Source organism: Brevibacillus sp. NPDC058079 (assembly GCF_042885155.1).
Classification (GTDB): domain Bacteria; phylum Bacillota; class Bacilli; order Brevibacillales; family Brevibacillaceae; genus Brevibacillus.
On record NZ_JBHVSO010000009.1, the window covers coordinates 76,621 to 101,182 of the forward strand.

The window sequence follows — 24,562 nt, forward strand, 5'->3', positions numbered from 1 at the left end:
TACATTCCATATAGAGGTGAGAGAAGTGAACAAAAAATTACTCATGCTGTTTATGGCAGTACTGCTGGCTGTATTCACAGCTGCATGCGGCTCCAATAACGCTGCTCCTGCAACACCTGTGGGGGACGCAACAAAAGCACCTGAAGCTGCACAAACATCCGAAGAAGTTACGATCAAGCATAAATTGGGTGAAGCAAAACTGAAAAAGAATCCAAAAACCGTTGTAGCATTTGACTTCGGTGTTCTGGATTCCTTGGACAAATTGGGTATCGAAGTAGCGGGTGTTGCACAGTCTACCAACATTCCTGCGTACCTGGAAAAGTTCAAAGATGCGAAATACACAAACGTTGGTGGTTTGAAAGAGCCAGACTTTGAAAAAATCAATGCAATGAAACCGGATGTGATCTTCATTTCCGGTCGTCAACAAGATGCTTACGAAGAACTGAACAAAATTGCTCCAACCATCTTCATGGGTGTAGACAATGCGAAGTACATGGAATCTTTCAAAGAGAACATGAAAACATTGGGTACCATCTTCGGTAAAGAAGCACAAGTAGAAGAAGAGCTGGGCAAAATCGATGCATCTATCAAGGAATTGAATGCAAAAGCAACTGCAAGCGGCAAGACTGCTCTGATCGTTATGGTTAACGAAGGCAAGCTGAACGCTTATGGCGCTGGTTCCCGTTTTGGTATCCTGCATGGTGAATTCGGATTTACGCCTGTAGACAAAAACATTTCCGTAGAAAACCATGGTCAAAGCGTTTCCTTTGAATATATCGCAGAAAAAGATCCAGACTATCTGTTCGTAATTGATCGTGGTAACGCGATTTCCAAGAATAAAGAAGTGTCTACTTCTACACAGCAAACTGTAGAAAACGACCTGATTAAGAACACAAAAGCATTCAAAACTGGCAACATCATTTACCTGGATTCTAGCAACTGGTACTTGTCTGGTGGCGGATTGGTATCTACCGCTGGCATGGCAGAAGAAGTTCTGAAAGAAGTTAAGTGGTAAGAGGCTAGAAAAGAAAGTGGCGACAGCCGAAGGGAGTAAGACATTCCCTGGGCTGTCGCCTTTTCATTTTTTAGAACGTGCTGATTTATACCCGGGGCTCCCGTTTTGCAAACTCCTGCAACATCCCTCTTATTTGTTCTACCAATAAAGCAGGTGCCTTCTTAGGTGAACCCGAGTCAAACGGCGGCTGGGGATCGTATTCCAAAATCAACTGGACTCCTTTACTCATATCTTCTCCCAATTCCCATGCAACTAATTGGAGTGCCATGTCGATACCAGAGGAAACACCGGCTGCTGTAACGATTTTGCCCTGACGAACGACTCTTTCCTCTGTTGGAGTGGTTCCAAGAGATTGGAGTAGTTCGAAGGAACCCCAATGAGTGGTGGCTACGGCTCCTTGTAACAAGCCTGCGGCGCTCAAGATCAGAGAGCCATTGCAGACAGACGTAGTCCATTTCGTTGTTTCATGTATGTGGCGAATCCACTGTAGGGTTTCTTCGTCATTCATAGGGGTTTTATAATTGGGCGGACTGCAACCGGGAACAACAAGAATATCAGCGGAAGTAACTTCAGAAAAACTGTAATCGGCATGTAAATTACCCATATTGGAGTCAAGCTTGATTAACCCTTTCTTCTTAGCCACAAACTTCACTTCACATTTCAGCGTAGCAGCGAATACATCGTATGGACCAATTGCATCTAATGCGGTGATGCCGTCGAAAAGCAAGATTGCAACCTTCATGATGATTTCTCCTTTGAAATGGGATATTTTTCTTGCAAACAAATACTAACATACATATACGGGGTATATGTATGTCGGAGTTGTGACTAACTGCAAGTAGGTATAGCAAAAAGCCGGTTACACCGTAAAACGTGGTGAAAACCGGCTTTTTGCCTAGCGGATTCTAACAATTATCTGGCTCCAACCAGTTTGCGCTCTTCCGTGTAAACAGGTTGGGTCGTGTTTTCGTTTGGTTGCTTTTGATCCACAGCATGAGACAGCTCATAAGGGAGGCAGAGCGGTACACCCGTGCGAGGATCAATCAGGATGTCTGCTTCGATGTTGAATACCTTACGCAGCATCTCAGGCGTCATGACTTCAACAGGACTTCCCTCAGCGACGACGGTTCCGCGAGAGATTGCAACCATGTGCTGTGCATAACGGGTTGCGTGGTTCAGATCGTGGACGACCATGACGATCGTACGATTTTCTTCGTCATTCAGCTTTTGCAGAAGCTTGAGAACCTCCAGCTGGTGAGCCATATCCAGGAATGTCGTAGGCTCATCAAGGAAAAGGATGTCTGTTCCTTGCGCCAGAGCCATCGCAATCCAGGCGCGCTGGCGCTGACCGCCGGACAGTTGGTCAACCGGGCGATCATGGAAATCGGCCATGCCGGTCATGGAGATAGCCCAGTTTACGATCTCTTTGTCTTCCTTAGTCAAAGAGCCGAAGCCTTTTTGATGGGGGAAGCGGCCATAGGTAACGAGCTCAGACACGGTCAAGCCATCGGGTGCGGTTGGGTTTTGTGGCAAAATCGCCAGTTGCTTGGCGACTTCCTTGGTCGATTGCTGGTGGATCGATTTTCCGTCCAAAAATACTTGTCCGCCTGTTGGTTTCATAATCCGGGCGAGAGTTTTGAGGATCGTCGATTTACCAGAACCATTTGCACCGACCAGGGCAGTGATTTTTCCAGAAGGAATGCTGATGTTCAAGTCTTTGACAATGGAAAGCTCACCGTATCCGATGTCCAGCTTTTGCGTGTATAAGCGCTCCACAATGGGCCAACTCCTTTTTAAACAAAGTATGTACCTGTATAAGTAAATGTAGTAATGATAATCATTTTCACTAAAGTAAAGTATATAACGTAATGAGGTCAAATTCAATATGTAAAAAGCCAACCTGCTCACATGCGTGAACAAATTGGCCTTGGGTTAACAAATGATTATCCAGTGTTAGTAGGTGATATGAGCGATGATCCCTTGTTCGTCGTCCAATACCAGCTCGATACCGGCGGAATAAGGGTTGCGCTGCATCTGGGTCTCCAGGTAGTAGCGAACCGCTTCAATCATATTCATCTCGATGAAGACTTGTTGGCGCTCCATCCAGTGTACTTCAGCAGAAAAGCCGTACTCTTCGTCCCACATCAGCTCGACGGAGATATCTTGTGGCTTCAACTGTTTTTTGTAGGCTGCGTGAATACAGATCGCATTAATGATATCTTGTTCGGAAAAAGTTATCTTTTCCATGCGTTCAGTTCCTGTTCTTTCTCACGCTTGTTTTTGAAGTAGACGATCACTTTGCGGATCAGGATAATCACAGCGAGGATCGCCATCAGGTTGATCATGAAGCCAAGGATGGAGCCCAGGATACCCATGTCACCGAACAGGGATCCGAACAGCAAACCAGCCAGACCACCAATCATGAGACCTTTCATGAATCCGCCGCTTTTGCTTGCTGTAGCAGCAGGAGTTGTTGTAGTGCCTTTATTTGTTGAAGCATTTACATTCGTATCTGCTTTGTTAGGCGTTTGCGTGTTCGTAGGAGCCGTATTAGAGTTAAAAGATTTTTTCCCAGACTTATAGCCTTTCGCATCGGCATGATCAATGAATCCTCCGGCCGGAGCGAGTACGAGCATTACGGCAACCAACATCATGATGAGTTTTTTCATGTTATTTGAGTAGCCCCTCTCATTTAAATGACTTGTATATATAAGTCTACATGAATATTGAGCGAAATTCCAACGAACTTTCAGTGACGCTCGGTCTAAATACCTACAAAAAAGCCCCTGACAAGCGATCTCGTCAGGGGTTCTTCGATTTACGCGCTCTTTTTCAGTTTTCGGGCTGCCCAGTTACCCAACGATTGAATGAGCTGTACCAGGACGACGAGGATAACGACAGTAATGATCATGACTTCGATGTCCCATTGCTGGTAGCCGTAGCGCAAGGCGAGATCGCCAAGTCCGCCGGCACCGACTGCTCCGGCCATAGCAGTAGCCCCAATCAAACCGATGGTCGCAATGGTCAGGCAGAGGACGATGCCGGGCCGTGCTTCACGCAGCATGATGCGAAAAATAATCTGCGTCCGGGATGCGCCCATTGCCTGGTACGCTTCGATAACGCCACGATCTACGTCATGCAGGGCCGTTTCCATCAGGCGTGAGATGTAAGGCGAGGTATAGACGATGAGCGGCACAATTGCTCCTTCAATTCCAATCGAAGTGCCCACGATCAACTCTGTAAAAGGAATGATCGCAACCATCAGGATAATAAAAGGCAACGAACGCACAATGTTGATGATCGTATTCAGGGTGTGATAGATGATTCTGTTCGGGAAAAGGTGATTCGCCTGTGTGATGACCAACAAAATCCCGAGCGGAATCCCGATCAACGTCGCAATGAACAGCGAAATTCCAACCATGATGACAGTCTCTTGCAGAGATTGCCCGAATACCGGAATCATATCAATCAAACGCTCCATTAGCTCCGCACCTCCTCTGGTGACACAATATCTACGCGGTAGACGGATTCGCGCAAGTAGCGAATGCCATCTTGAATGTCTTGTTCTTCGCCGGATATGTGCAAAAGCAGAATGCCGAGCGCTGTTCCTTTTATGGTCGTAATCGAGCCATACAACAGATTGGTGCTAATCGGAAAACGTGCAGATAGTGTTCCTAGAACAGGATCGAGAGCAGCATCCCCGCGAAAGGCAACGCGAACAATTTTGGAAACGGGTCCGGTTTCTTTTATTTTGGACAAAATCTCCTGTGGTACCTGATCGTCGAAAACCGTTTTGATAAAATTACGGGTCGTTTGCTCTTGCGGATTGCTGAAAACATCCAGAACAGAGCCTTGCTCGATGACGACACCGTTTTCCATGATGGCTACCTGATCGCAGATTTTTTTGATGACCTGCATCTCATGCGTAATCAGCACGATGGTCAGGTTAAACTTTCGATTGATGTCGAGCAACAGCTCCAGGATCGATTCGGTCGTCTGCGGGTCGAGAGCGGAAGTCGCTTCGTCACAGAGCAGGATTTCCGGATCAGTCGCAAGCGCACGAGCGATGCCCACCCGTTGCTTTTGTCCACCGGATAGCTGAGAAGGATAAGCGTTTGCTTTATCAGACAAGCCAACCAAGCCGAGAAGGTCTTCTACCTTGCGCTTAATGACATCTTTAGGGACGCGATTCATCCGCAAGATTTCCGCCACATTGTCAAAGACATTATAGGAAGAGAGCAGGTTGAAGTGTTGAAAAATTATCCCGATCTTTTTGCGAGCTTGCCGCAGCTCTTTTTCCTTGAGGGTCAGCATGTTCTGGCCATTGACGATCACAGAACCGCTAGTCGGCTTCTCCAACAGGTTGATGGTACGGAGCAGGGTGCTTTTCCCCGCTCCGCTAAAGCCGATAACCCCGTAGATTTGCCCTTTTTCCACCTGCAGGGATACGCCCTTCAATGCTTCTACCTGCTTGTTTCCTACTTGATACGACTTATGAATATCGGTTAGCTGTATCATAACGAGTTCTCCTTGTTGTTCTTGATGTTCCTGGCTTCGATCTTACCAGGACGGCAGTACAGCTCCTTCAAAACGTTCGTCGATGAATTTTTTCACTTCTTCCGAGCGGTAGATGTCCACCAGCTTTTTGACAGCGGGGTTGTCTTTGTTGGTTTCGTTGACTGCCAAAATGTTTACATATGGAGAGTCAGCTGTCTCAGCGAAGATCGCATCTTTTTGCGGGGAGTAGCCAGCTTCCATTGCGAAGTTCGTATTAATCGAAGCGACCTCTACGTTGCTCAGCGAGCGCGCCAGGAAAGCAGCCTCCAGCTCTTTGAATTGCAAATTTTTTGGATTTTCTACGATGTCCAGTGGTGTTGCGTTGTCACCCACGCCATCCTTGAGCTTAATCAAGCCAGCTGCCTGATAGAGTAGCAGGGCGCGTGCTCGGTTGGTAGGGTCGTTTTGAATGCCGACAACGCCGCCAGCAGGGATGTCCTCGACTTTTTTATGCTTGGTGGAGTACAGGCCCATCGGGTACGTGACGGTTTTTCCAACCTCGACGATCTTTGTTTTGTGATCTTGATTGAACTTCGCCAAGAACGGGATGGTTTGGAAGCTGTTTACATCGAGATTTCCTTTATCGAGAGCTTGGTTCGGCTGTACGTAATCGTTGAAAACGACGACTTCGACGTCGAGCCCTTTGCCTTTGGCGACTTCTTTTACTTTGTTGAGAATCTCTTCGTGCGGGCCGCCAGTGACGCCCACCTTGAGTGAGGTTTGCTCAGCAGCAGTGCCGCCGTTAGCAGGTGCAGCTTCTTGTTTACCGCCGCAAGCCGTTACGAGCGATGCAGCGAGCAGTAGTGTAGTGAGCAGTAGACCAGTCTTTTTCATGAAAATACCCCTTTTCTCTGGATGTAAGATGGAATAGAAAAAGCCTCTTCCGACAGAAGAGGCGAAAACTGCGAGTATGTATCCACACTGCAACAATACCTCTCTTATCTGTCGGAATAAATTCCGCTGGATTTGGCACCGTATCGTTTGCGATAGGTTGCCGAGGTGTCATAGGGCCAGTCCCTCAACCTCTCTTCATAAGAGAATGTGCTATGAAATTATCATTCCAAACATTGTTGTTAATTCTTATTTGGATAGTTGGATTATAACGACTGATTTTTTAGGTGTCAACTGTTTTTGCAAACGAATGACTTGGTGGAAAAATGTGAAATTGATCTAAATACGAATATTCTATTGAAGAATCGGAAAATCATTTGTATAATGAGAGCGAATGAACCCGATACCAGCTATCGCAGGTGATGACATGACTCTAGTGGACTCCAATGAAACCAGAAAAAAGCTGTCTGCCATCTATAATGAGATAGCAAAAGAGTTGTTCGGATTTGGAACGACATTGCTCCGAGTCACGATTGAAAATCAGATGATTACGTTCCAAGCCAAGCATCGCCGCTCTCCGCGCTCAGAAGCGTTAGAAGGAGAAGCACCGGCCCTCAAGCTCGAAGTCGATTTTCGGATGTCCCTTCTTTATAAGAAGAAACTGCGAGAGCGACTGGAAGTAGAGATGGGGTTGCCGTTGGAAGCTGTGCTACGGGACTATGATGCGCCTACGCAGTGGGCGATCACGAATGTTATTTTAGCTGAATCAGAACTGAATACCTGACGCAATCGTTCGGATTTTCTCTTTTGATCTATCTTAAGAGGAGACCGTAGACTTTGCGTAAAAACGGGTGTCACTTCTCTTTGTTTACGAAGAAAAGTGCTCTTGTTTAGAATGATACGTTCTAATCAAGGGTACTTTTCTTTTTATTGTATCACCATATTTTGTCATCAAATGAACCCAACTGGAGGAGAATTACGATGAAAAAATTACTTGCTGGAATTCTGTCTTTTTCTATGATGTCACTGGCTCTCGCTGGCTGTGGCAGCAATGATCAACCACAAGCGGGAGGAGCTGGCGGTGAAGCCAAGGGTGAGCCACAAAAGCTGGTCATTTCCACATGGGGCTTTTCCGAAGACTTTTTCCGCAAAGAAGTATATGAGCCGTTTGAAAAAGAACATAACGTGAAAATCGTGCTGGAAATCGGGAACAACGCAGAACGACTGAACAAAATTCGCCAAGGAAGCTCCGATGTAGACTTGATCTACCTCTCTGACTACTATGCACAGCAAGGGATTGAGAGTGGCGCATTTGAAAAAATCGACCGCAGCCGCATCCCGAACCTGGATCAAATCTACGACATCGCCAAAGCACCACTGGGCGAGGAGTACGGTCCAGCTTACACAATTGGCCAATTCGGGATTGCCTACAATCCAAAGCTTGTGAAAACAGAGATCAAGGATTGGAAAGACCTGTGGAACCCAGAGCTGACGGGCAAGTTGACACTGCCAAGCATTACGTCCACAACTGGCCCGATGGTTCTCGACAGTGCTTCTGCGGTCGCGGGCAGCAAGGAATTTAACGAGGATCAAGCCTTTGCGAAAATGAAAGAAGTCAACCAAAATGTAGTGAAATTCTACGATAAGACTTCCGAATACGTGAACATGTTTGGTCAAGAAGAAATCGGCGTAGGACCGATCATGGAAATGTACTTCAAAGACATCAAAGCCGCTGTTCCAGAAGCTGTTTTCGTACAACCTGCAAGCGGCGGATATGCGGTCATGAATACGGTTAACATCGTAAAAGGCTCGAAAAACAAAGCGCTGGCTGAAGACTTCATCAACTACCAGCTGAGCAAGGAAGTTCAGGAAAAAACAGCAAAAGCAAAAATCGATTCCCCTGTAAATAAGTCTGTTCAACTGACAGAAGAAGAAGCAAAAGGCGTAACGTACGGGGAAGAAACCGTAAGCAAGCTGAAAATGCTGGACATGAAATTCGTTAACGAGCACTCTAAAGCATGGATTGACCGTTGGAATCGTGAAATCACGCAATAACGAACGATAGAAAACAAAGGGCGAGGGTATAGACAATTTCGGATATACCCTCGTTTTTCAACGTATAGGAAATTATAAAATAAATTCCGGAGCGCATGAAAACATTCCGCTAAAACGCGGTCGCTCCACGTTGAATTGGCCTCGATAGAAGTTTTCTTATGAGGAATGAACGTGAGGAGGACCACTCGTGCAAAAGATCATTCTTGACGTGGATACGGGCATTGATGATGCGCTTGGCATTATTCTCGCTGTGAAGAGCGGGCAATTTGATCTGGTTGGCATCACTACGGTGAATGGCAACGTGTCGCTGCAAAAAGCTACAGAAAACACATGCAAAATTCTCGATTTCTTGCAAGTCGGTGAGCAAATCCCTGTTGTCTGTGGAGCATCTGAACCGTTGCTGCGGCCGTTATTTTTCGAGCACGCTGTACATGGTGAAGATGGCTTGGGAGGTGCCCTTGCCGGAGTTCCGATTTACAAGGAACCGACTGCTGGCTTTGCTCCTGATTTCATCGTGGAAAACGTACTCGCGCATTCCAGAGAGATTACACTCATCATGACGGGACCGTTGACCAATTTGGCGCTGGCAGTGAAAAAATGCCCGGAGCTGGTCCAACACGTCAAGGAAGTCATTTTCATGGGTGGAGTGGTCCGCGAGCATGGCAATGTGACGCCGGTTGCGGAGTATAACATGTACGTCGATCCAGAGGCAGCGAAGGTTGTGTTTCATGCCGGATTCCCGCAATTGACGCTGGTTGGGCTGGATGTGACGCGAAGAGTGCTGCTGAACGAGGAGCATATTCGCGAGCTAGGAGATACACCGATGGGCGAGTACGTAAGACAGAGTACGTCTGATTACCTACATCGCTATTTTCAGCGAAATGGCATCTATGCGTGCGCCATGCATGATCCATTGGCTGTCGCAGTTGCACTCGATCCGAAGCTGGTGAAGAAGCAGAAGCTGTATGTAGATATCGAAACGAGAAGTGAGCTGTGTGATGGGCAAACGGTTTGCGACTTTCAAAACCGCCTGAAAAAAGAACCGAACATAAACGTCTGTCTGGACGTAGATGCAGATGCGTTCTTTGCGCGTTTTATCGGCGCATTGAAAGCCTGACGATACCGTGAACGGGAGTTAATCAGATGAGAAAAACGGGTCTTTATTTATTGCTGTTGCCGGGTGTGCTGTTTTTGACGCTGTTCATGGTCATTCCGATCGTGATGACGATTGCATCCACCTTTTATCAAGATGGTAGCTTTACGATTCAAGGCTATCTGCAATTTCTTACCGACGCGTACTTCCTGAAAATTATGCTGACAACGCTGCAGGTTAGTCTAGTCACGACGATTGCGTGTGTTCTGATTGGTTTTCCTGCCGCGTACTACATTTCCAAGCTGGGCCCACGCAAAAAGGGTATCTTGCTGGCATTGGCGATTTTTCCTTTGCTGACTAGCTCTGTCGTGCGGTCGTTCTCTTGGATGATTATTCTCGGAAAAAAGGGCTTATTGAATAGCTCGCTGCTTGCAATCGGGCTCATCGATAAGCCGTTGGAAATATTGTATACGCCGACTGCGATGATGATTGGCTTGATTCATCTGTTCCTGCCGCTGATCATTATTACGCTGGTAGGGGTGATGGAAAACATCGATCCAGATTTGCTGAAGGCGGCGGAGAGCTTGGGTGCTTCCAAGTTGACTGCCTTCTGGAAGGTCATTGTGCCACTTAGTGTACCGGGACTCATCATCGGCAGCATTCTGGTGTTTGTCGGAAGCTTGACCGCCTACACCACGCCTGCCCTGCTAGGTGGAAAACAGCGGGTCATCTCCACGTTCCTGTATCAAAATGCGATTACGCTCAATGACTGGCATTTGGCTTCTGTCATTGCCACGATCATGATTGTCATTACATTTGTCGTCATCTATTTTATGAACAAGCTGGCGACGAAATTAAATCCGAAGGGGTAGAAGTTATGCAGGAGAAAAATCGCGGGTTGGCCCTGTTTACCTCTCTCGTCTTTCTGTTTTTGCTAGGGCCGCTCATTATCATTTCTTTTACGTCGTTTGAGCCGGGGAGCGTCTTGAAGTTTCCGCCGGAGGGCTTTTCCTGGCGGTGGTACGAAAACATTTTCAATGTAGAAATGTTCATGACGACATTCAAGACTTCGATGTTCGTTTCCTTGCTGGGGAATCTCTTGGCGCTCTTGTTGGGGATTCCAGCAGCCTATGCACTCAGTCGCTTTGATTTTCGCGGCAAGGGCATCTTGAATGGCATTTTCATCTCACCTGTCCTGATTCCGGGTATCGTGATGGGCTTTGCCATGCTGAAATACGTCATTGTCGTGTACAATTTGCCGATTTATGCGGGACTTCTCGTCGGTCATACGGTGCTGATGCTTCCGTTTATCATTCGCGTCATTGCATCTTCCTTGTCCAATTTTGACTTCGCCATTGAAGAAGCGGCTTTAAGCCTTGGGGCAGGTCGTCTCGAAACCTTTTTCAAAGTCGTCTTGCCGAATATTCGCTCCGGGATTATTGCTGCGATTCTGATCGCTTTTCTGGAGTCGTTCAACAACGTAGATATCTCTGTTTTCATGACAGGACCAGGGGTAAGCACGCTGCCGATCCAGATGCTGACGTACGTAGAAAACAACTTCGATCCGACGATCGCTGCTATTTCCGTGCTGCTCATGATTCTTACGGCTATTCTCATGTTCATCATTGAACGTCTGATGGGGCTTTCCTACTTTACAAAACGATAACGGAGGCATCAACTCATGGCATTGCTCACGCTGGAAAACGTATCGGTTGCCTATGACAATCAATATATTTTGCAAAACTTCAATCTCAATATCGAAAAAGGACAGCTCATCTCTTTGCTCGGTCCGAGCGGTTGCGGAAAGACGACGACACTGCGCTTGATTGCGGGCTTTCTGGAAGCAAAAGATGGTCGGTTCATGTTTGACGGAAAAGATTATACGCGGGTTCCGGTCAACAAGCGCAACTTCGGGTTTGTGTTCCAGAGCTATGCGCTGTTTCCGCACCTTTCTGTATTCGATAACGTGGCATTCGGTTTGCGCCTGCGCAAGGTCAATGAAACAGAGGTAAAGACCCGGGTGCAGCAAATTCTCGAAGTCGTGAGTCTCGGCGGCTATGAAAAGCGTTTCCCGAAGGAGCTGTCCGGTGGTCAAAGACAGCGCGTGGCGATTGCCCGGGCACTGGTGATTCAGCCTGACCTGCTGCTGTTCGATGAGCCGCTCAGTAACCTAGATGCCAACCTGCGGATCAACATGCGAGTAGAAATCCGTCGCATTCAGCAGGAGCTGGGAATTACGACTGTGTACGTATCGCATGACCAGGAGGAGTGCTTCTCCATCTCGGATCAGGTGGCGATTATGAACAAGGGTGTGATCGAGCAGCTCGACGATCCAGCCACGATTTTCAAATATCCGAAGACGGAGTTTATCGCTCGCTTTATCGGTTTTACCAACTTCATCGACTTCGCAGAGCGCACCGAGCAGAACGGAGAAATCGGCCTGCGTGTCGGTGACCATCATTTTACCGCGTCCAAAAATCCGGGCACGGCGAATCCGTCCGGCAAAAAATGCGCAATGCGACCAGATGACCTTCTCGTAACGACAGAAGAGAGCACCGAGTCGGGAATGAACCGTTTGCGCGGAACGGTAAAGGTAAGCACGTTTTTGGGACGCAGCTATCAATATGTCGTGGAAACAGAGTTGGGCGACTTCACAGTCAATCAGGAGATGGAAACGCCTTACAAGACTGGCCTGAACGTCAATCTGCTGTTTCCAAAAGACAAAGTGGTACTCGTGGACTAAAGACAGGAGGTTATTTTCGTGAAGGTCGATTTGTTGATTCAAGACGTCCAAGTGTTTAACAGCTATTTTAAAAAGTTCATCAAAGGAAACGTCGCTGTTTTGGATGGACGATTCTTCTATATTGGTGAGCGGAGTACGGAAACATTTGAAGCTGCCGAGATCGCGGACGGACAAGGTCGCTACATGATTCCTGGTCTGGTCGATATTCACTTGCATATTGAGAGCACGATGGTGACGCCGGAGACATTTTCCTTTGGCTTGATTCAAAACGGAGTGACAACGATCGTACCGGAGCCGCATGAGATGGCCAATGTGTTCGGAATTGAAGGGATCAAAGAGATGATTCGTGCGAGCCGTGATTGTGTCGTTGATATGCTGTATGCGATCCCGAGCTCCGTACCAGCTACCTCGATGGAAACGACAGGTGGGTCTGTCGAGATTGCAGACATGGACGAGCTATTGCGTTCCGAAGAGATCATTTGCCTCGGCGAAATCATGAATTACGTAGACATCATCAAGGACCCTGACTGCAAGACGAATCGCATCCTGGAGCATATCCGCAAGACGTATCCAAAGCTCGTCATCGAGGGGCACGTCCCGAAATTGCTTGATTTGGACCTGCATCGCGTCATTTATGCGGGAGTGGACTCCGATCATACGCACCAGACGCGTGAGGGCATGGAAGCGAGAATTGCAGCAGGCATGTTTCTAGAGATTCAAGAAAAATCGATGACGGATGAAGTCATGGATTATTTGATCAAGGAAGATGTTTCTGAGCATTTTTGTTTTGTGACGGATGATGTGATGACCGATTCTTTGGTCAATCGTGGACATTTGAACCATATCGTGAAAAAAGCCATTCAAATGGGCATGCAGCCAGAGCGCGCGATCTACGCGAGTACATTTACCCCAGCCAGACGTATGAACATGACGGATCGAGGGGCGATTGCTCCTGGCAAAATAGCGGACTTCCTGTTGTTGTCTGATCTGCATGAACTCAAGATCGAACGCGTCTATAAAAATGGGAAGAAAGCGTACGACGTCAAGGAAGAGTACCGACAAGTGGTCAAAGAAAAGCAGTTTCCTGCTCACTTTTATGAGAGCATCAAGCTATCGCCACTTACGGAGCAAGACTTCCACGTCACAGTAGATGTGCCAGACAATCGCTATCCATGTCGGGTCATGCTCGTTCAAAACGGTTCTACTTTTACAGAGGATCACCGTGGAATCGCTGAGGTGCGGGAAGGACAACTCTTGTGGGAGGAGAGCCCGTACGGCTTGATCGCCGTCTTTGAACGCTATGGCAAAAACCGCAATCGCGGCTATGGATTGATCAGCGGCGATACGATCAAGCGAGGTGCGGTAGCCACCAGCTATTCGCATGACAACCACAATCTCTTGGTTGTCGGACACAATCCGTACGATATGATGGTCGCAGCCAATGAAGTCATTCGCAACCAAGGTGGTTTTTACGTGGTGGAGGATGGCAAGGTGATCGCGAGCCTTCATTTGCCGGTCGGAGGCATTTTGACAGAGGAACCATTGGAAAAAACCGCAAAGGAAGTCGAACAACTTCGCCGTGCTATGGAGTCGCTCGGTTACGATCACTACAACCCGATCATGTCGATCAGCACGCATTCACTACCGGTCAGTCCAGCCTTGAAGCTGACGGATCTGGGGTTGATCGATGTAAATGACGGGAAAATTGTTCCGTTGCTATTGATGTGAAAAAGTTGCTTGCTGAAAAGAAAGTTTTCGGCAAGCAACTTTTTTTGATCTAATAGTCCCGAAAGAAGCATATAAATTTTCATGCATAGGTATACATTCCTGAATCATCTCCCTATTTTCTGACTGGAATTCGGGTATTTGGTAGGTTTTGGTTTAGGTATTCAGAATCTGGGAGATTGGGAAAATTTTCTGTAACATGGTATTCGATCCTAATCCAGGAAAGAGGAGATAAATAAATGGATAACGTAGGGTTGAGAAACACACTGTTCAGTAAAGGGCTGTCGCTTTTGTTCATGCTGGCTATGATGCTGGTGGCGGGCGCAGCTACTCTCGTGTTTGCTGAGAAAGCCTCGGCACACGGGTACATCGAATCACCAGCGAGTCGCTCTTACTTGTGTAAGACGGGGCAAAACACAGGCTGCGGTCAAATTCAGTATGAGCCGCAAAGCGTGGAGGGCATTGGTTCGTTCCCGCAATCTGGTCCTGCCGATGGTGAATTTACCGGTGCAGGCCGCTATCCTGAGCTTTACACACAAACAGCAGATCGCTGGACCAAGATTACCTTGCAGGGTGGACAAAATGCGTTTACTTGGAATCTGACAGCCCCGCATAGTACAGCGGAGTGGAAATATTACATCACGAAAAAAGATTGGAATCCAAACAAGCCACTTTCCCGAGCTGATCTGGAACTGTTCTGCTCGTTCCAGGACGGAGGGAAAAGACCGCCATTCACGGTAACGCATTCGTGCAATGTACCGACAGATCGTAGCGGTTACCACATTATTTTGGGTGTTTGGGAAATTGCCGATACGGGCATGGCCTTTTACCAGGCGATTGACGTGAATCTGATTAACAATGGAACAGGTATCGTAGAAAAGCCTACTGTTCCAGGCAATGTGACTTCCGTATCGCAAACAGCTACAAGCATCGAGCTTGGCTGGACAAAATCCGTGGCAACTGAGGGAATCAAGCAGTACGACGTGTATCGCGATGGCAAATTAATCGCATCTACCAAAGAAACAGCATACACGGACAAAGATTTGACGCCTGCTACGGCTTATAGCTATACCGTTGTGGCAGTTGATAGCAAAGGGAAAGAGTCTAACGCTAGCAAAGCACTTACCGTTCGCACAAAAGCAGAAGATATCGTGGATACAGAAGCACCGACTGCACCAGCAGGAATCATGACTCACCATCCAACAGAGACAGAAATCGACCTCATGTGGAGTCCTTCCCGTGACAATGTTGGTGTGGTGAAATACGAGGTGTACCGTGATGGTTCTCGCGTAGGGACAGTCGCGCAGCCTTCCTTTGTTGATAAAGGATTAACGGCAGGAACATCTTATACGTATACGGTCAAGGCAGTTGATGCCGCAGGAAATATTTCCGAAGAGAGCGCACCTTTTGCTGCAAGCACAAAGGAGAAAAAGCCTGAAGTACCAGGTGAAATCGTCGAGTGGGATTCCTCAGCTGTGTATGTACAGGGCGACCGCGTCTTGTATGATGGACTGGAATTCGTAGCAAAATGGTGGGTAACTGGAGAAAAGCCAGACCATTCCGATGCGTGGAAGCTGGTGAGCGATGTCGTACTGTCGTGGGATTCCGGCAAAGCATATGATGGCGGAGCGCAAGTGAACTACGGAGACAAGGTTTATGAGGCGAAATGGTGGACCAAAGGCGAAGAGCCAGGGAAAGCCGATGTATGGAAGCTGGCTGAATAATGTTGCAAAGCCCGGGTGAACTGCCTGGGCTTTGTTGTGTAAATGCAGCCACTATTTTGCTGATTCCTACTTGTTTTGATATACTTATAATTTGAACGATAAACAGTCTCCGACCACAGTTGATGCGGGATTGTTTTCCCATCTTATAAGGTTAGAAGGAAATGAAAAATGAATGAAACCTATTCGCTAAAAGAAAAATGGCGACAGTTTTTGGCTGTTTTGCTTCCGATCTTGATATCACAACTGGCGCTGTTTTCGATGACGTTCGCCGACACCATCATGTCTGGACATGCCAGTCCGACAGATTTGGCGGGGGTAGCGATTGGGGCTAGTCTATGGACACCTGTTCAAGCAGGCTTGACGGGGATTCTGATGGCTGTCATGCCGATGGTTGCACAGATGGTTGGGGCAGGGAAACAAAATCAGGTGCCTTACACGGTTATGCAGGCCTTATACTTGAGTGTGGGGATTGCGGTCGGTGTCATCATCGTCGGTGGTTTGGTGCTTGATCCGATCCTGAACTGGATGCAATTGGAGCCTGAGGTGCGCACGATTGCTCGCGGCTTCCTGCATACAATCGCTATTGGAATTATTCCGATGTTTCTTTATACGGTGTTCCGTTGCTTTATCGACGCATTAGGACAGACACGGGTAACGATGTTCATTACCCTGCTTTCGTTACCGATTAACGTACTACTGAACTACGCTCTTATCTTTGGTAACTTTGGTTTGCCTCGACTGGGTGGAATCGGTGCCGGGCTTGCATCTGGCATAACGTACTGGTGTATTTTGCTGATTACGCTGTTTGTCGTGAATCGTGTACATCCATTCGTTGAGTTCGGTTTGTTCTCTCAATTCCATCGTATCTCGACGAAAGCATGGAAAGAGCTGCTGAAGCTGGGGCTTCCCATCGGATTTTCGATCTTTTGCGAGGTTAGCATTTTTGCGGCCGTCACTTTGTTCATGAGTGAATACAGCACGATTACAATTGCGGCGCATCAGGCCGCGATGAACTTCGCATCATTCCTGTACATGGTGCCATTGAGCATATCCATGGCGTTGACGATTGTCGTCGGCTTTGAGGTTGGAGCCAAAAGGTTCCGGGACGCGAAGCAGTACAGTTATTTGGGGATAGGTATCGCGCTTGGTATCGCCCTCTTGTTTGGAATCAGCTTGCTGATGTTTAGCAAGCAGGTGGCTGGTTTTTACACGACCGACATCGAGGTGTTGGAGCTTGCCCAGCATTTCTTGATGTACTCGATCCTCTTCCTGATCTCTGATGCCGTCGCAGCACCAATTCAAGGGGTACTTCGTGGGTACAAGGATGTGACCATTACCTTTATCGTTGCGCTGATATCTTATTGGGTGATTGGCTTGCCTTTGGGATACATCCTGGCGAAATTCACTTCGCTGGCAGCATTCGGATACTGGATTGGTCTGATTACGGGATTGGCTGCTGGTGCCATCTTCCTTTTTGGACGTCTGCTGTCGTTACAGAAACGCATGATTCGCAGCCATTCATAAGGAAACAGATAAGCGGAAAATCCCTGAAGTGGGGGTTTTCCGCTTTTTGCATGAAGAATGAAAGCCCCGTTTACACTAGGTGAAAGACCAGATATACTTCTTATCATAGACGATGGAAGATAACCTGACATCAATGCAGATGGGGGGAGAGACTCATGTCACTCTCGGTATTCACGACGTATGATTTTTTGCTAAAACTAGGAGTTGCACTATTTCTAGGCTTGATGATTGGTATGGATCGGCAGCTCAAGCACAAGCCGCTGGGTGTAAAAACCAGCATGGTTATTTCGGTTGCGAGCTGTCTCATTACGATTGTCTCGATTGAATCCGTGCATCGGTTCTCCTTGCCTGGACACACGAATATGGACCCTCTGCGCTTGGCTGCTCAAATTGTGAGCGGTGTAGGTTTCCTTGGGGCTGGTGTTATTCTACGCCGGAGTAATGATGTCATTTCGGGTTTGACCACAGCATCGATGGTCTGGGCAGCTTCTGGACTTGGGATTGCAGTAGGAGCAGGATTTTATTTTGAGGCAGTGACCGCGACGATCCTCATTATTTTGGCGATTAATTTGTTCCCGATCCTTCTTCGCTTGATTGGTCCAGAATCACTCAGACAAAGAGATTTGTCGATCAAGATTGTGGTCGAAGGCGGGGGCGATTTGGATTTGGTGTTCAAGCAGATTAAGCACCTCGAACTGCAAGTGAAGCGGGTGAAGGTCAAAGACTTGGACAATAGTTTGCAAAAGCTGGAAATGATGATTACAGCATCGGAAAATACGTATACGACGGATATATACAGCTTGCTGAAGGCCGTCGATCACGTCATTTCGGTAGAAGTAGAAAGCAGATAATAAGGAATACTAGAAGACGGAGGCCATGTGTGGCTTTCGTCTTTTTTAGTTGCTGTCGTGAGGGAAGAAGCGCATTTCCAGTCTACGCTTCGGCCTCCGCCCTGCTGAGGGTGAAGACTGTCCGCTTCGGAAAAAATGGCGGGAGCGCTTCAAACGTAGATGTTTCGAAGAAGGATTTCATAAGTGAAGCTGAAATTCCCCGCCATTTTTCCCTGCGCTGGGTCGGGCTCCAGAGGCGCTTGGACTGGAAATGCGCTTCTTCTACGCGGCTTTTTGATTACTTCTTGAAAGGGAGCTCATGAAGTCTCCCTGAATTGCTTATAAAACGTTGTAAAAGCTCCTACTACTCATAAGCTGTACGAAAGCACTGTCACATGTCTAGAAGGAGACCGCCCGAACGAAGAGAGGATACAGGCGACTGGAAGACATGTGGCAGGGCTTCCCCCGACCACAACCGTTTGAGGACAACAATATATTTGATTTTTCCAGAAAAAACACTTCATCTCTTGATAATAAGAATGAAAATCATTATCATTTTAATGGAGAAGAACTGCTTCATTTCCTTTTTGACATAAGTAAAACGTTCGATATTGAGGAGGATGCGAGATGGAATTCAGAATTGAAAAGGACACGATTGGAGAAATCAAGGTTCCGGCGGATAAGCTGTGGGGCGCCCAAACACAACGCAGCTTCCAAAACTTTGAAATCGGCGAAGAAAAAATGCCACTTCCACTGATTCGCATGTTTGCCATCCTGAAAAAAAGCGCTGCTCTAGCGAATCAAAAGCTGGGCAAGCTCGACAATGAAAAGGCAGAAGCGATTGTGGCGGCAGCAGATGAAGTGGTCCAAGGAAAATGGGATGAGCATTTCCCGCTGGTTGTCTGGCAAACTGGCAGCGGCACGCAATCCAACATGAACGTCAACGAAGTCATTGCTCATCGCGCGAACCAATTGCTGCAAGAGAAGGGTAGCTCGGCTCGCATCCACGCCAACGATGATGTGAATAAATCGCAGAGCTCCAATGATACATTCCCGACAGCGATGCACATGGCTGGACTGGTCGCTATCGAGGAGCAAGTACTGCCTGCAATTAAGCTGTTACAAGCAACGCTGAAAGAAAAAAGCGAAGCCTATATGGATATCATCAAAATCGGTCGCACGCATTTGCAGGACGCGACTCCGCTGACGCTGGGCCAAGAATTCAGCGGTTGGGTACGCATGCTGGAAAAATCGGAAAAGATGATCAAGGAGAGCAATGAGTACCTGCGTGAGCTGGCGATTGGTGGTACAGCGGTAGGAACAGGCATCAATGCGCACCCGCGCTTCGGTGAAATGGTCGCAGCAGAAATCAGTAAGGAAACCAAGCACCAATTCGTGACCGCAGAAAACAAGTTCCACGCGCTGACCAGCCATGACGAGCTCGTTCATGTACATGGTGCCCTGAAAGCACTGGCTGCGGATCTGATGAAAATCGCCAATGACGTGAGATGGCTGGCCAGCGGCCCACGTTGCGGAATCGGTGAACTTATCATTCCGGCGAACGAGCCAGGCAGCTCCATCATGCCAGGCAAGGTGAATCCGACCCAAAGCGAAGCGATGACAATGGTCGTATGCCAAGTGATGGGCAACGATGCTGCCATTGGCTTTGCTGCTAGCCAGGGGAACTTCGAGCTGAACGTGTTTAAGCCAGTGATCATCTACAATTTCCTGCAATCCGCAAGATTGTTGGCAGACGCGATGAAGTCCTTCAACGACAATTGCGCAGTAGGCATCGAGCCTGATCTGACAGTGATCAAAGAAAACCTGAACAACTCGTTGATGCTGGTGACGGCACTGAACCCGCATATTGGCTATGAAAATGCGGCAGCCGTAGCGAAGCTGGCTCACAAAGAAGGCATCACACTCAAGGAAGCGGCGATCAAGAGCAATTTGCTGACCGAAGAGCAATTCGATCAAGTCGTGCGCCCTGAACAAATGATTCATCCAAAAGAATAGTATCTTCATAAAAATAACCGATGCTCCCGTGATTGTGGTCATCGGTTATTTTTTTTTAGAACCATTACAGATGCGAACCGCCACTGGCGTCAATCAATTGACCGGTTACCCAACGGCTGTCCGAGGAAGCGAGAAAGGCGGCAATATCCGCTACATCATCAGGCTCTCCCCATCTGTTGAAGGTGGAAAGTCCAGCGGCGTACTTTTGCCCATCCGGATTATTTTGCAACGTGCCAGCATTCATCTCCGTATTAATAATGCCAGGCAGGATCGCGTTTACCGTAATATGACGGCTCCCCAGTTGTTTAGCCAGAGCTAGCGTCAGTGTGTTAATAGCCCCCTTCGATATACTATAAGTAAACACACTTGGGGAAGCTGCACGAGTCACAAAGGATGAGAGATTGATGATACGGCCTTCCTCTCTTAGGTGGGGCAAAGCTTGTTGGATCATAAAAAACGGTGCTTTGACATTGATGTTCATGACCTCGTCAAACGATTCCTCGGTAGCCTCTTCCAAGGTTAAGATTTGTCCGATGCCTGCGTTATTGACGAGAATGTCAAAATGATGATCTCCTGTACGTTTCTGCAGTGCTTCGTCCAATGTCGCATAGAAATCGCGAATGCCGTCAAGGGTGCGCAAGTCCGCACCGATTGCGAATGCTTGGCCTCCCGTTCGTTCAATCTCATGTACGACTGCTTCTGCTTCTTCTTGTCGTCTTCCATAGTGTACGACGACCAATGCGCCATCCTGTGCCAGACGTAATGCGATGCCACGACCAATCCCACGGCTTGCTCCGGTAACCAATGCAATTTTCCCTTTTAAATTACTCATGGTTTCATCTCCCTTGATTGAAATTCAAGTTAGTTATAACACAAGGGGATGTTTGAAATATTGCTCTCTCATTCGCTCGGTTGGTCTCGTGAACGGAATGGCGATAATGATAATGAACAATTACTTGCTTTACCTTTTCTTAAACAATTCTTGTTATAGTGATGCTATCTATATCTACCATGTACGAGTTCGGAGGTGTTTGTCCGTGAGGATTTTGATTGTAGATGACGACAAAGAGATTGTAGAGCTGATGGCGATATATTTGAGCAACGAAGGGTATGAGATCGAAAAGGCTTTTGACGGTCTGGAAGCGATGGAGAGGCTGGAGCAGAAGCCCATCGATCTCGTCATTCTGGATGTGATGATGCCCAATCTGGATGGGCTGGAAGTTACCAAGCGAATACGAAAAAATTCGACCATCCCCATTTTGATGGCGAGTGCCAAAACGAATGATATGGACAAAATCCTGGGCTTGATGACGGGCGCAGACGATTACGTGGCGAAGCCGTTTAATCCGCTGGAAGTGATTGCGCGGGTCAAGTCTCTCCTGCGACGGTCGAACTACACGCAGGCAAGCAAACAGGATCATGTGATTGAGGCGGGGCCATTGATTATCGACAAGCAAAGTCACTTCGTTCAGACAAAAGAAGGCACCCCGGTCAAGCTGACGGCATTGGAATTTTCCGTCCTGCATCTTCTGGCAAGTCATCCGAATCGAGTATTCAGCTCGGAAGAAATTTTTGACCGTTGCTGGAAAATGGAGAATTTCGTTTCCTACAAGACGGTGATGGTTCACATCAGCAACCTGCGGGAAAAACTGGAGAAGGCGACCAATGGCGAAAAGGTGATACAGACGGTCTGGGGGGTCGGCTATAAAATTGAAGCTTAGAGCCAAGGATTTTATCCGCATCCTTTTCGATTTGCTGCTTGGCCTCATGATCATCTACGCTGTTTTTCAGATGGCTGATTTTTTTGCTAACAACTATTTGTACACCATCCCGGAAATCAGAGAGTTCATCTGGAGGTTGCGGATCAATTTCGATATCAACTCCTTCAAAATCCCAATTATTTTGTTGGCAACCGGTATGTTTGCGGCGTGGTCGGTCGTTCGTATCCGCAAGTACCTGGAACAAAAGCAGATGGCGCAAATCATAAGCGAGCTGCATTTCATTGCAAAAGGCAATTATCATCACCAGATTTCCATTCGTCCGAACGGCAGCTTGGGCCAAGTCGTCGATAGCATCCATGCTCTGGTCAAAAGCGCCTTGGATGCGATGGAGGAGGAGCGGCGGCTGGAACAATCGAAGGATGAGCTGATCACCAACGTTTCCCATGATCTGCGAACACCGTTGACCTCTATCATTGGCTACCTAGGACTGATTGAGCAGAACAAATACAAGGACGAAGAGAAGCTCAAGCATTACGCCCATATCGCCTACGAGAAGGCCAAGCAGATGAATGTGCTCGTCAATGATTTGTTTGAGTACACGAAGGTCCGCAATCGCGGGGCATATTTAAACCGAACGGAGTTTGACTTGGTAGAGCTGGTTGAGCAAGTATCGGTAGGCTTTCGACTCGTAGCGAATGAGGCAGGGCTGCGTTTAGTCGTAGATACGCCTGATCAAAAAATTGAAATGGCAGGAGATACAGACAAGCTCGTTCGGGTTCTGGAAAACCTTATTTCCAACGCCGTGAAATATGGACGCGATGGTACGGAAATTGTCATTCGCGTCTTCCAGCAAGAAGAAGGTATCGCGATTTCTGTCGCCAATAACGGAGCGCCGATCCCGGCTGAATATGTGCCGAGCTTGTTTGAACGCTTTTTTCGGGTGGAGGGCTCACGTTCGAAAGAGACAGGAGGCTCGGGTCTCGGTCTCGCTATCGCCAAAAGCATCATCGACCTACACCAAGGCAGCATTTCCGTCGAAAGTACAAAGGAATGGACGACCTTCACGGTTTGGCTCCCACATACAATTTCAAGCATTTGAGAAAAGCTTTACTTTTTCTTTACCTTTCGTTTCCGTTAATTTTAATCGAAAAGTCTATCCTGACTGCATGAAGGTTACAACCTTTGTTTTTGCAGATGTAGGAGGGCTTTTTTTATGAGGAAAACAACATGGGCTGTGCTCATGCTGACTATATTCGTCGGGTTGACGCTTTTGCGCGATTCAGACTCAGTAGAAGCAGATTGGAAATTCCAAGGACCCATTACGCTAACGGAAAAAACATACGAGAAGGTCGATGCACAGGCAGCGATTCTGTTGGATAGCCAGACAGGAGAAATCATGTACGAACAAAATGCGGATACGCCTTACCCGGTAGCAAGCATGTCAAAAATGATGACTGAATATATGCTCCTCGAAGCCATTAAGGAAGAGCGAGTCGATTGGGATGACCAGATCGTCGTATCTGAGAATGCGGCTGCGACTGGGGGATCACGGGTCCATCTTGTCGCAGGAGAGGCCTATCCGATAAAAGACTTGTATGAAGCGATGGCGATTGGCTCTGCAAACAATGCAGCGGTGGCAATCGGCGAATATTTGGCAGGCAGCACCTCCGCATTTGCGGAACAAATGAATTTGAAGGCAGCCGAGCTGAATCTGAGGTCATCCTCGTTTGTAAATGCGACCGGATTGGATACTGGATATGGTCAAAACGAAATGACGGCTCGCGATGTAGGAATGCTCGCGTACCACTTGCTCAACGACTTCCCCGATGTTGTCAAATCGACGGGCGAGCTATCCAATACAAACAACCTCAAGCTCGATGGGGAAAACGCTGATTGGAGTATCGCAGGGCTAGACGGGCTCAAAACGGGTTATACCAATGCTGCCGGGTATTACTTCACGGCAACAGCGAAGCGGGGGGACAAGCGGCTCATTTCCGTCGTGATGGGCGCTGAAGGAGATGCAACTCGTTTTACAGAGACAAAAAAACTGATGGAGAGAGGGTTTGACAATGGATAACGTGCAAAAAATGGAGAGACCAACAGAGCTGCTTGCTATTGCTGGTTATGCAGTGTTTGCCCTTTATTTGTTTCTCGTCGTGAAAATATTGCTGTTTAAATTCGGCAGTTTAGATACCAGCTTGTTATTAGATCAGTGGAAAATCATTTGGAGCGATCCGTCTGTGATTGTGAAGCGGTTGCGTTACCAAAGTAATTTGGTGCCGTTTCATGAAATCGAAAACTATGTCAAAGGGATTCGGTATTATCAAAGCTGGCATAGTGCCGTGAACTTCGTAGGCAACGTGATCGCATTCATGCCGCTAGGCTTCCTGCTGCCGCTCCTGTTTCCGAAACAAACCGGTTCCCTGTTCAGAGTCACCCTGCTATCCCTGATGCTGAGCCTCGGTGTGGAGCTGACACAGCTCGTGATGGATGTAGGAACGTTTGATGTCGATGATTTACTCCTGAATACAGTGGGCGGGATGATCGGATATATCGTGTACTTGTTCATTTGGGTAATACAGAAAAAACGGTTCGTCTTGTCCGTCTCTTCATAGGCTACTTATCAGGCACCCATGTGGTGCTTTTTTGCTATTTTTGAAAAGGTATGGATGACCGCCAAAGCCGGTGAGAAGAAAAAGCACAGGGCTCGCAGACCTTGACAACGCCT

General features: G+C 47.7%; 24 protein-coding genes and 1 riboswitch. Of the genes, 16 read left to right on the top strand and 8 right to left on the bottom strand.

What is annotated here, in order from left to right; translation table 11 throughout:
* The first annotated feature begins 25 nt into the window (after positions 1–25).
* The gene (locus ACFVS2_RS24180; RefSeq protein WP_390238436.1) at positions 26–1,015 is read left to right on the top strand and encodes a siderophore ABC transporter substrate-binding protein; all 990 of its coding nucleotides are present in this window, start codon (positions 26–28) and stop codon (positions 1,013–1,015) included.
* Between the two features lie 85 nt (positions 1,016–1,100).
* On the opposite strand, the gene ACFVS2_RS24185 is transcribed toward ACFVS2_RS24180, so the two are convergent.
* From ACFVS2_RS24185 to ACFVS2_RS24215, 7 genes are all read right to left on the bottom strand, one after another.
* A complete protein-coding gene (locus tag ACFVS2_RS24185) occupies positions 1,101–1,757 on the bottom strand; it encodes a DJ-1/PfpI family protein (RefSeq protein ID WP_390238439.1) in 657 nt (218 codons plus the stop codon).
* Positions 1,758–1,927: 170 nt separating this feature from the next.
* Positions 1,928–2,791: an ABC transporter ATP-binding protein gene (locus ACFVS2_RS24190; protein WP_173619898.1), complete on the bottom strand. Its 864-nt coding sequence runs from the start codon at positions 2,789–2,791 to the stop codon at positions 1,928–1,930.
* A gap of 177 nt (positions 2,792–2,968) precedes the next feature.
* Positions 2,969–3,262, bottom strand: coding sequence for a YxcD family protein (locus ACFVS2_RS24195; protein ID WP_390238441.1), 294 nt, complete (start codon positions 3,260–3,262; stop codon positions 2,969–2,971).
* The gene (locus ACFVS2_RS24200; protein ID WP_007724637.1) at positions 3,250–3,684 is read right to left on the bottom strand and encodes a hypothetical protein; all 435 of its coding nucleotides are present in this window, start codon (positions 3,682–3,684) and stop codon (positions 3,250–3,252) included. Before ACFVS2_RS24200 ends, ACFVS2_RS24195 begins: the two co-directional genes overlap by 13 nt.
* Before the next feature lie 149 nt (positions 3,685–3,833).
* Positions 3,834–4,496, bottom strand: a complete 663-nt coding sequence (locus tag ACFVS2_RS24205) for a methionine ABC transporter permease (RefSeq protein ID WP_390238443.1) — start codon at positions 4,494–4,496, stop codon at positions 3,834–3,836.
* On the bottom strand, positions 4,496–5,533 hold the full coding sequence (locus ACFVS2_RS24210; RefSeq protein WP_173619895.1) for a methionine ABC transporter ATP-binding protein: 1,038 nt from the start codon (positions 5,531–5,533) through the stop codon (positions 4,496–4,498). The genes ACFVS2_RS24205 and ACFVS2_RS24210 overlap by 1 nt, the downstream gene beginning before the upstream one ends.
* A 42-nt stretch (positions 5,534–5,575) precedes the next feature.
* Positions 5,576–6,406 carry a MetQ/NlpA family ABC transporter substrate-binding protein gene (locus ACFVS2_RS24215; protein ID WP_173619894.1) on the bottom strand — a complete coding sequence of 277 codons (831 nt, stop codon included), beginning with the start codon at positions 6,404–6,406 and terminating at the stop codon, positions 5,576–5,578.
* Between the two features lie 101 nt (positions 6,407–6,507).
* Positions 6,508–6,610, bottom strand: a riboswitch (SAM riboswitch).
* A gap of 220 nt (positions 6,611–6,830) precedes the next feature.
* Here ACFVS2_RS24215 and ACFVS2_RS24220 point away from each other — a divergent pair.
* The 11 genes from ACFVS2_RS24220 (at position 6,831) to fumC (ending at position 20,113) form a co-directional block, all read left to right on the top strand.
* Positions 6,831–7,187, top strand: a complete 357-nt coding sequence (locus ACFVS2_RS24220) for a DUF2294 domain-containing protein (RefSeq protein WP_173619927.1) — start codon at positions 6,831–6,833, stop codon at positions 7,185–7,187.
* A gap of 197 nt (positions 7,188–7,384) precedes the next feature.
* Entirely contained in the window at positions 7,385–8,458 is a 1,074-nt protein-coding gene (locus tag ACFVS2_RS24225; RefSeq protein ID WP_173619893.1) for an ABC transporter substrate-binding protein, read from the top strand.
* 187 nt (positions 8,459–8,645) lie between these two features.
* Positions 8,646–9,575, top strand: coding sequence for a nucleoside hydrolase (locus ACFVS2_RS24230; RefSeq protein WP_390238447.1), 930 nt, complete (start codon positions 8,646–8,648; stop codon positions 9,573–9,575).
* Positions 9,576–9,601: 26 nt separating this feature from the next.
* Positions 9,602–10,423 (top strand): ABC transporter permease, encoded by an 822-nt coding sequence (locus tag ACFVS2_RS24235; protein WP_007724617.1) that lies wholly within the window; start codon positions 9,602–9,604, stop codon positions 10,421–10,423.
* Positions 10,424–10,428: 5 nt separating this feature from the next.
* A complete protein-coding gene (locus ACFVS2_RS24240; RefSeq protein ID WP_017252586.1) occupies positions 10,429–11,217 on the top strand; it encodes an ABC transporter permease in 789 nt (262 codons plus the stop codon).
* A 15-nt stretch (positions 11,218–11,232) separates the two neighbouring features.
* The gene (locus tag ACFVS2_RS24245; RefSeq protein WP_173619890.1) at positions 11,233–12,294 is read left to right on the top strand and encodes an ABC transporter ATP-binding protein; all 1,062 of its coding nucleotides are present in this window, start codon (positions 11,233–11,235) and stop codon (positions 12,292–12,294) included.
* Between the two features lie 18 nt (positions 12,295–12,312).
* The gene (locus ACFVS2_RS24250; protein ID WP_390238451.1) at positions 12,313–14,022 is read left to right on the top strand and encodes an adenine deaminase; all 1,710 of its coding nucleotides are present in this window, start codon (positions 12,313–12,315) and stop codon (positions 14,020–14,022) included.
* Positions 14,023–14,258: 236 nt separating this feature from the next.
* Positions 14,259–15,743 carry a lytic polysaccharide monooxygenase gene (locus tag ACFVS2_RS24255; RefSeq protein ID WP_390238453.1) on the top strand — a complete coding sequence of 495 codons (1,485 nt, stop codon included), beginning with the start codon at positions 14,259–14,261 and terminating at the stop codon, positions 15,741–15,743.
* Positions 15,744–15,911: 168 nt separating this feature from the next.
* Entirely contained in the window at positions 15,912–17,267 is a 1,356-nt protein-coding gene (locus ACFVS2_RS24260) for an MATE family efflux transporter (RefSeq protein ID WP_390238456.1), read from the top strand.
* Between the two features lie 155 nt (positions 17,268–17,422).
* Positions 17,423–18,118, top strand: coding sequence for an MgtC/SapB family protein (locus ACFVS2_RS24265; RefSeq protein WP_173619886.1), 696 nt, complete (start codon positions 17,423–17,425; stop codon positions 18,116–18,118).
* A gap of 606 nt (positions 18,119–18,724) precedes the next feature.
* Positions 18,725–20,113 carry a class II fumarate hydratase gene (fumC, locus tag ACFVS2_RS24270; protein ID WP_173619885.1) on the top strand — a complete coding sequence of 463 codons (1,389 nt, stop codon included), beginning with the start codon at positions 18,725–18,727 and terminating at the stop codon, positions 20,111–20,113.
* Positions 20,114–20,177: 64 nt separating this feature from the next.
* Here fumC and ACFVS2_RS24275 read toward each other — a convergent pair whose 3' ends face one another.
* Entirely contained in the window at positions 20,178–20,945 is a 768-nt protein-coding gene (locus ACFVS2_RS24275) for an SDR family oxidoreductase (RefSeq protein WP_390238460.1), read from the bottom strand.
* A gap of 199 nt (positions 20,946–21,144) precedes the next feature.
* Between ACFVS2_RS24275 and ACFVS2_RS24280 the strand changes: the two genes are divergently transcribed.
* The 4 genes from ACFVS2_RS24280 to ACFVS2_RS24295 all read left to right on the top strand — a co-directional run bounded on the left by ACFVS2_RS24280 (position 21,145) and on the right by ACFVS2_RS24295 (position 24,449).
* Positions 21,145–21,834 carry a response regulator transcription factor gene (locus ACFVS2_RS24280; protein ID WP_217367750.1) on the top strand — a complete coding sequence of 230 codons (690 nt, stop codon included), beginning with the start codon at positions 21,145–21,147 and terminating at the stop codon, positions 21,832–21,834.
* Positions 21,824–22,933 (top strand): sensor histidine kinase, encoded by a 1,110-nt coding sequence (locus tag ACFVS2_RS24285; protein ID WP_173619882.1) that lies wholly within the window; start codon positions 21,824–21,826, stop codon positions 22,931–22,933. The genes ACFVS2_RS24280 and ACFVS2_RS24285 overlap by 11 nt, the downstream gene beginning before the upstream one ends.
* Before the next feature lie 114 nt (positions 22,934–23,047).
* Positions 23,048–23,911 carry a D-alanyl-D-alanine carboxypeptidase family protein gene (locus ACFVS2_RS24290; RefSeq protein WP_390238463.1) on the top strand — a complete coding sequence of 288 codons (864 nt, stop codon included), beginning with the start codon at positions 23,048–23,050 and terminating at the stop codon, positions 23,909–23,911.
* Positions 23,904–24,449 (top strand): VanZ family protein, encoded by a 546-nt coding sequence (locus ACFVS2_RS24295; protein WP_390238466.1) that lies wholly within the window; start codon positions 23,904–23,906, stop codon positions 24,447–24,449. The genes ACFVS2_RS24290 and ACFVS2_RS24295 overlap by 8 nt, the downstream gene beginning before the upstream one ends.
* Positions 24,450–24,562 lie beyond the last annotated feature (113 nt).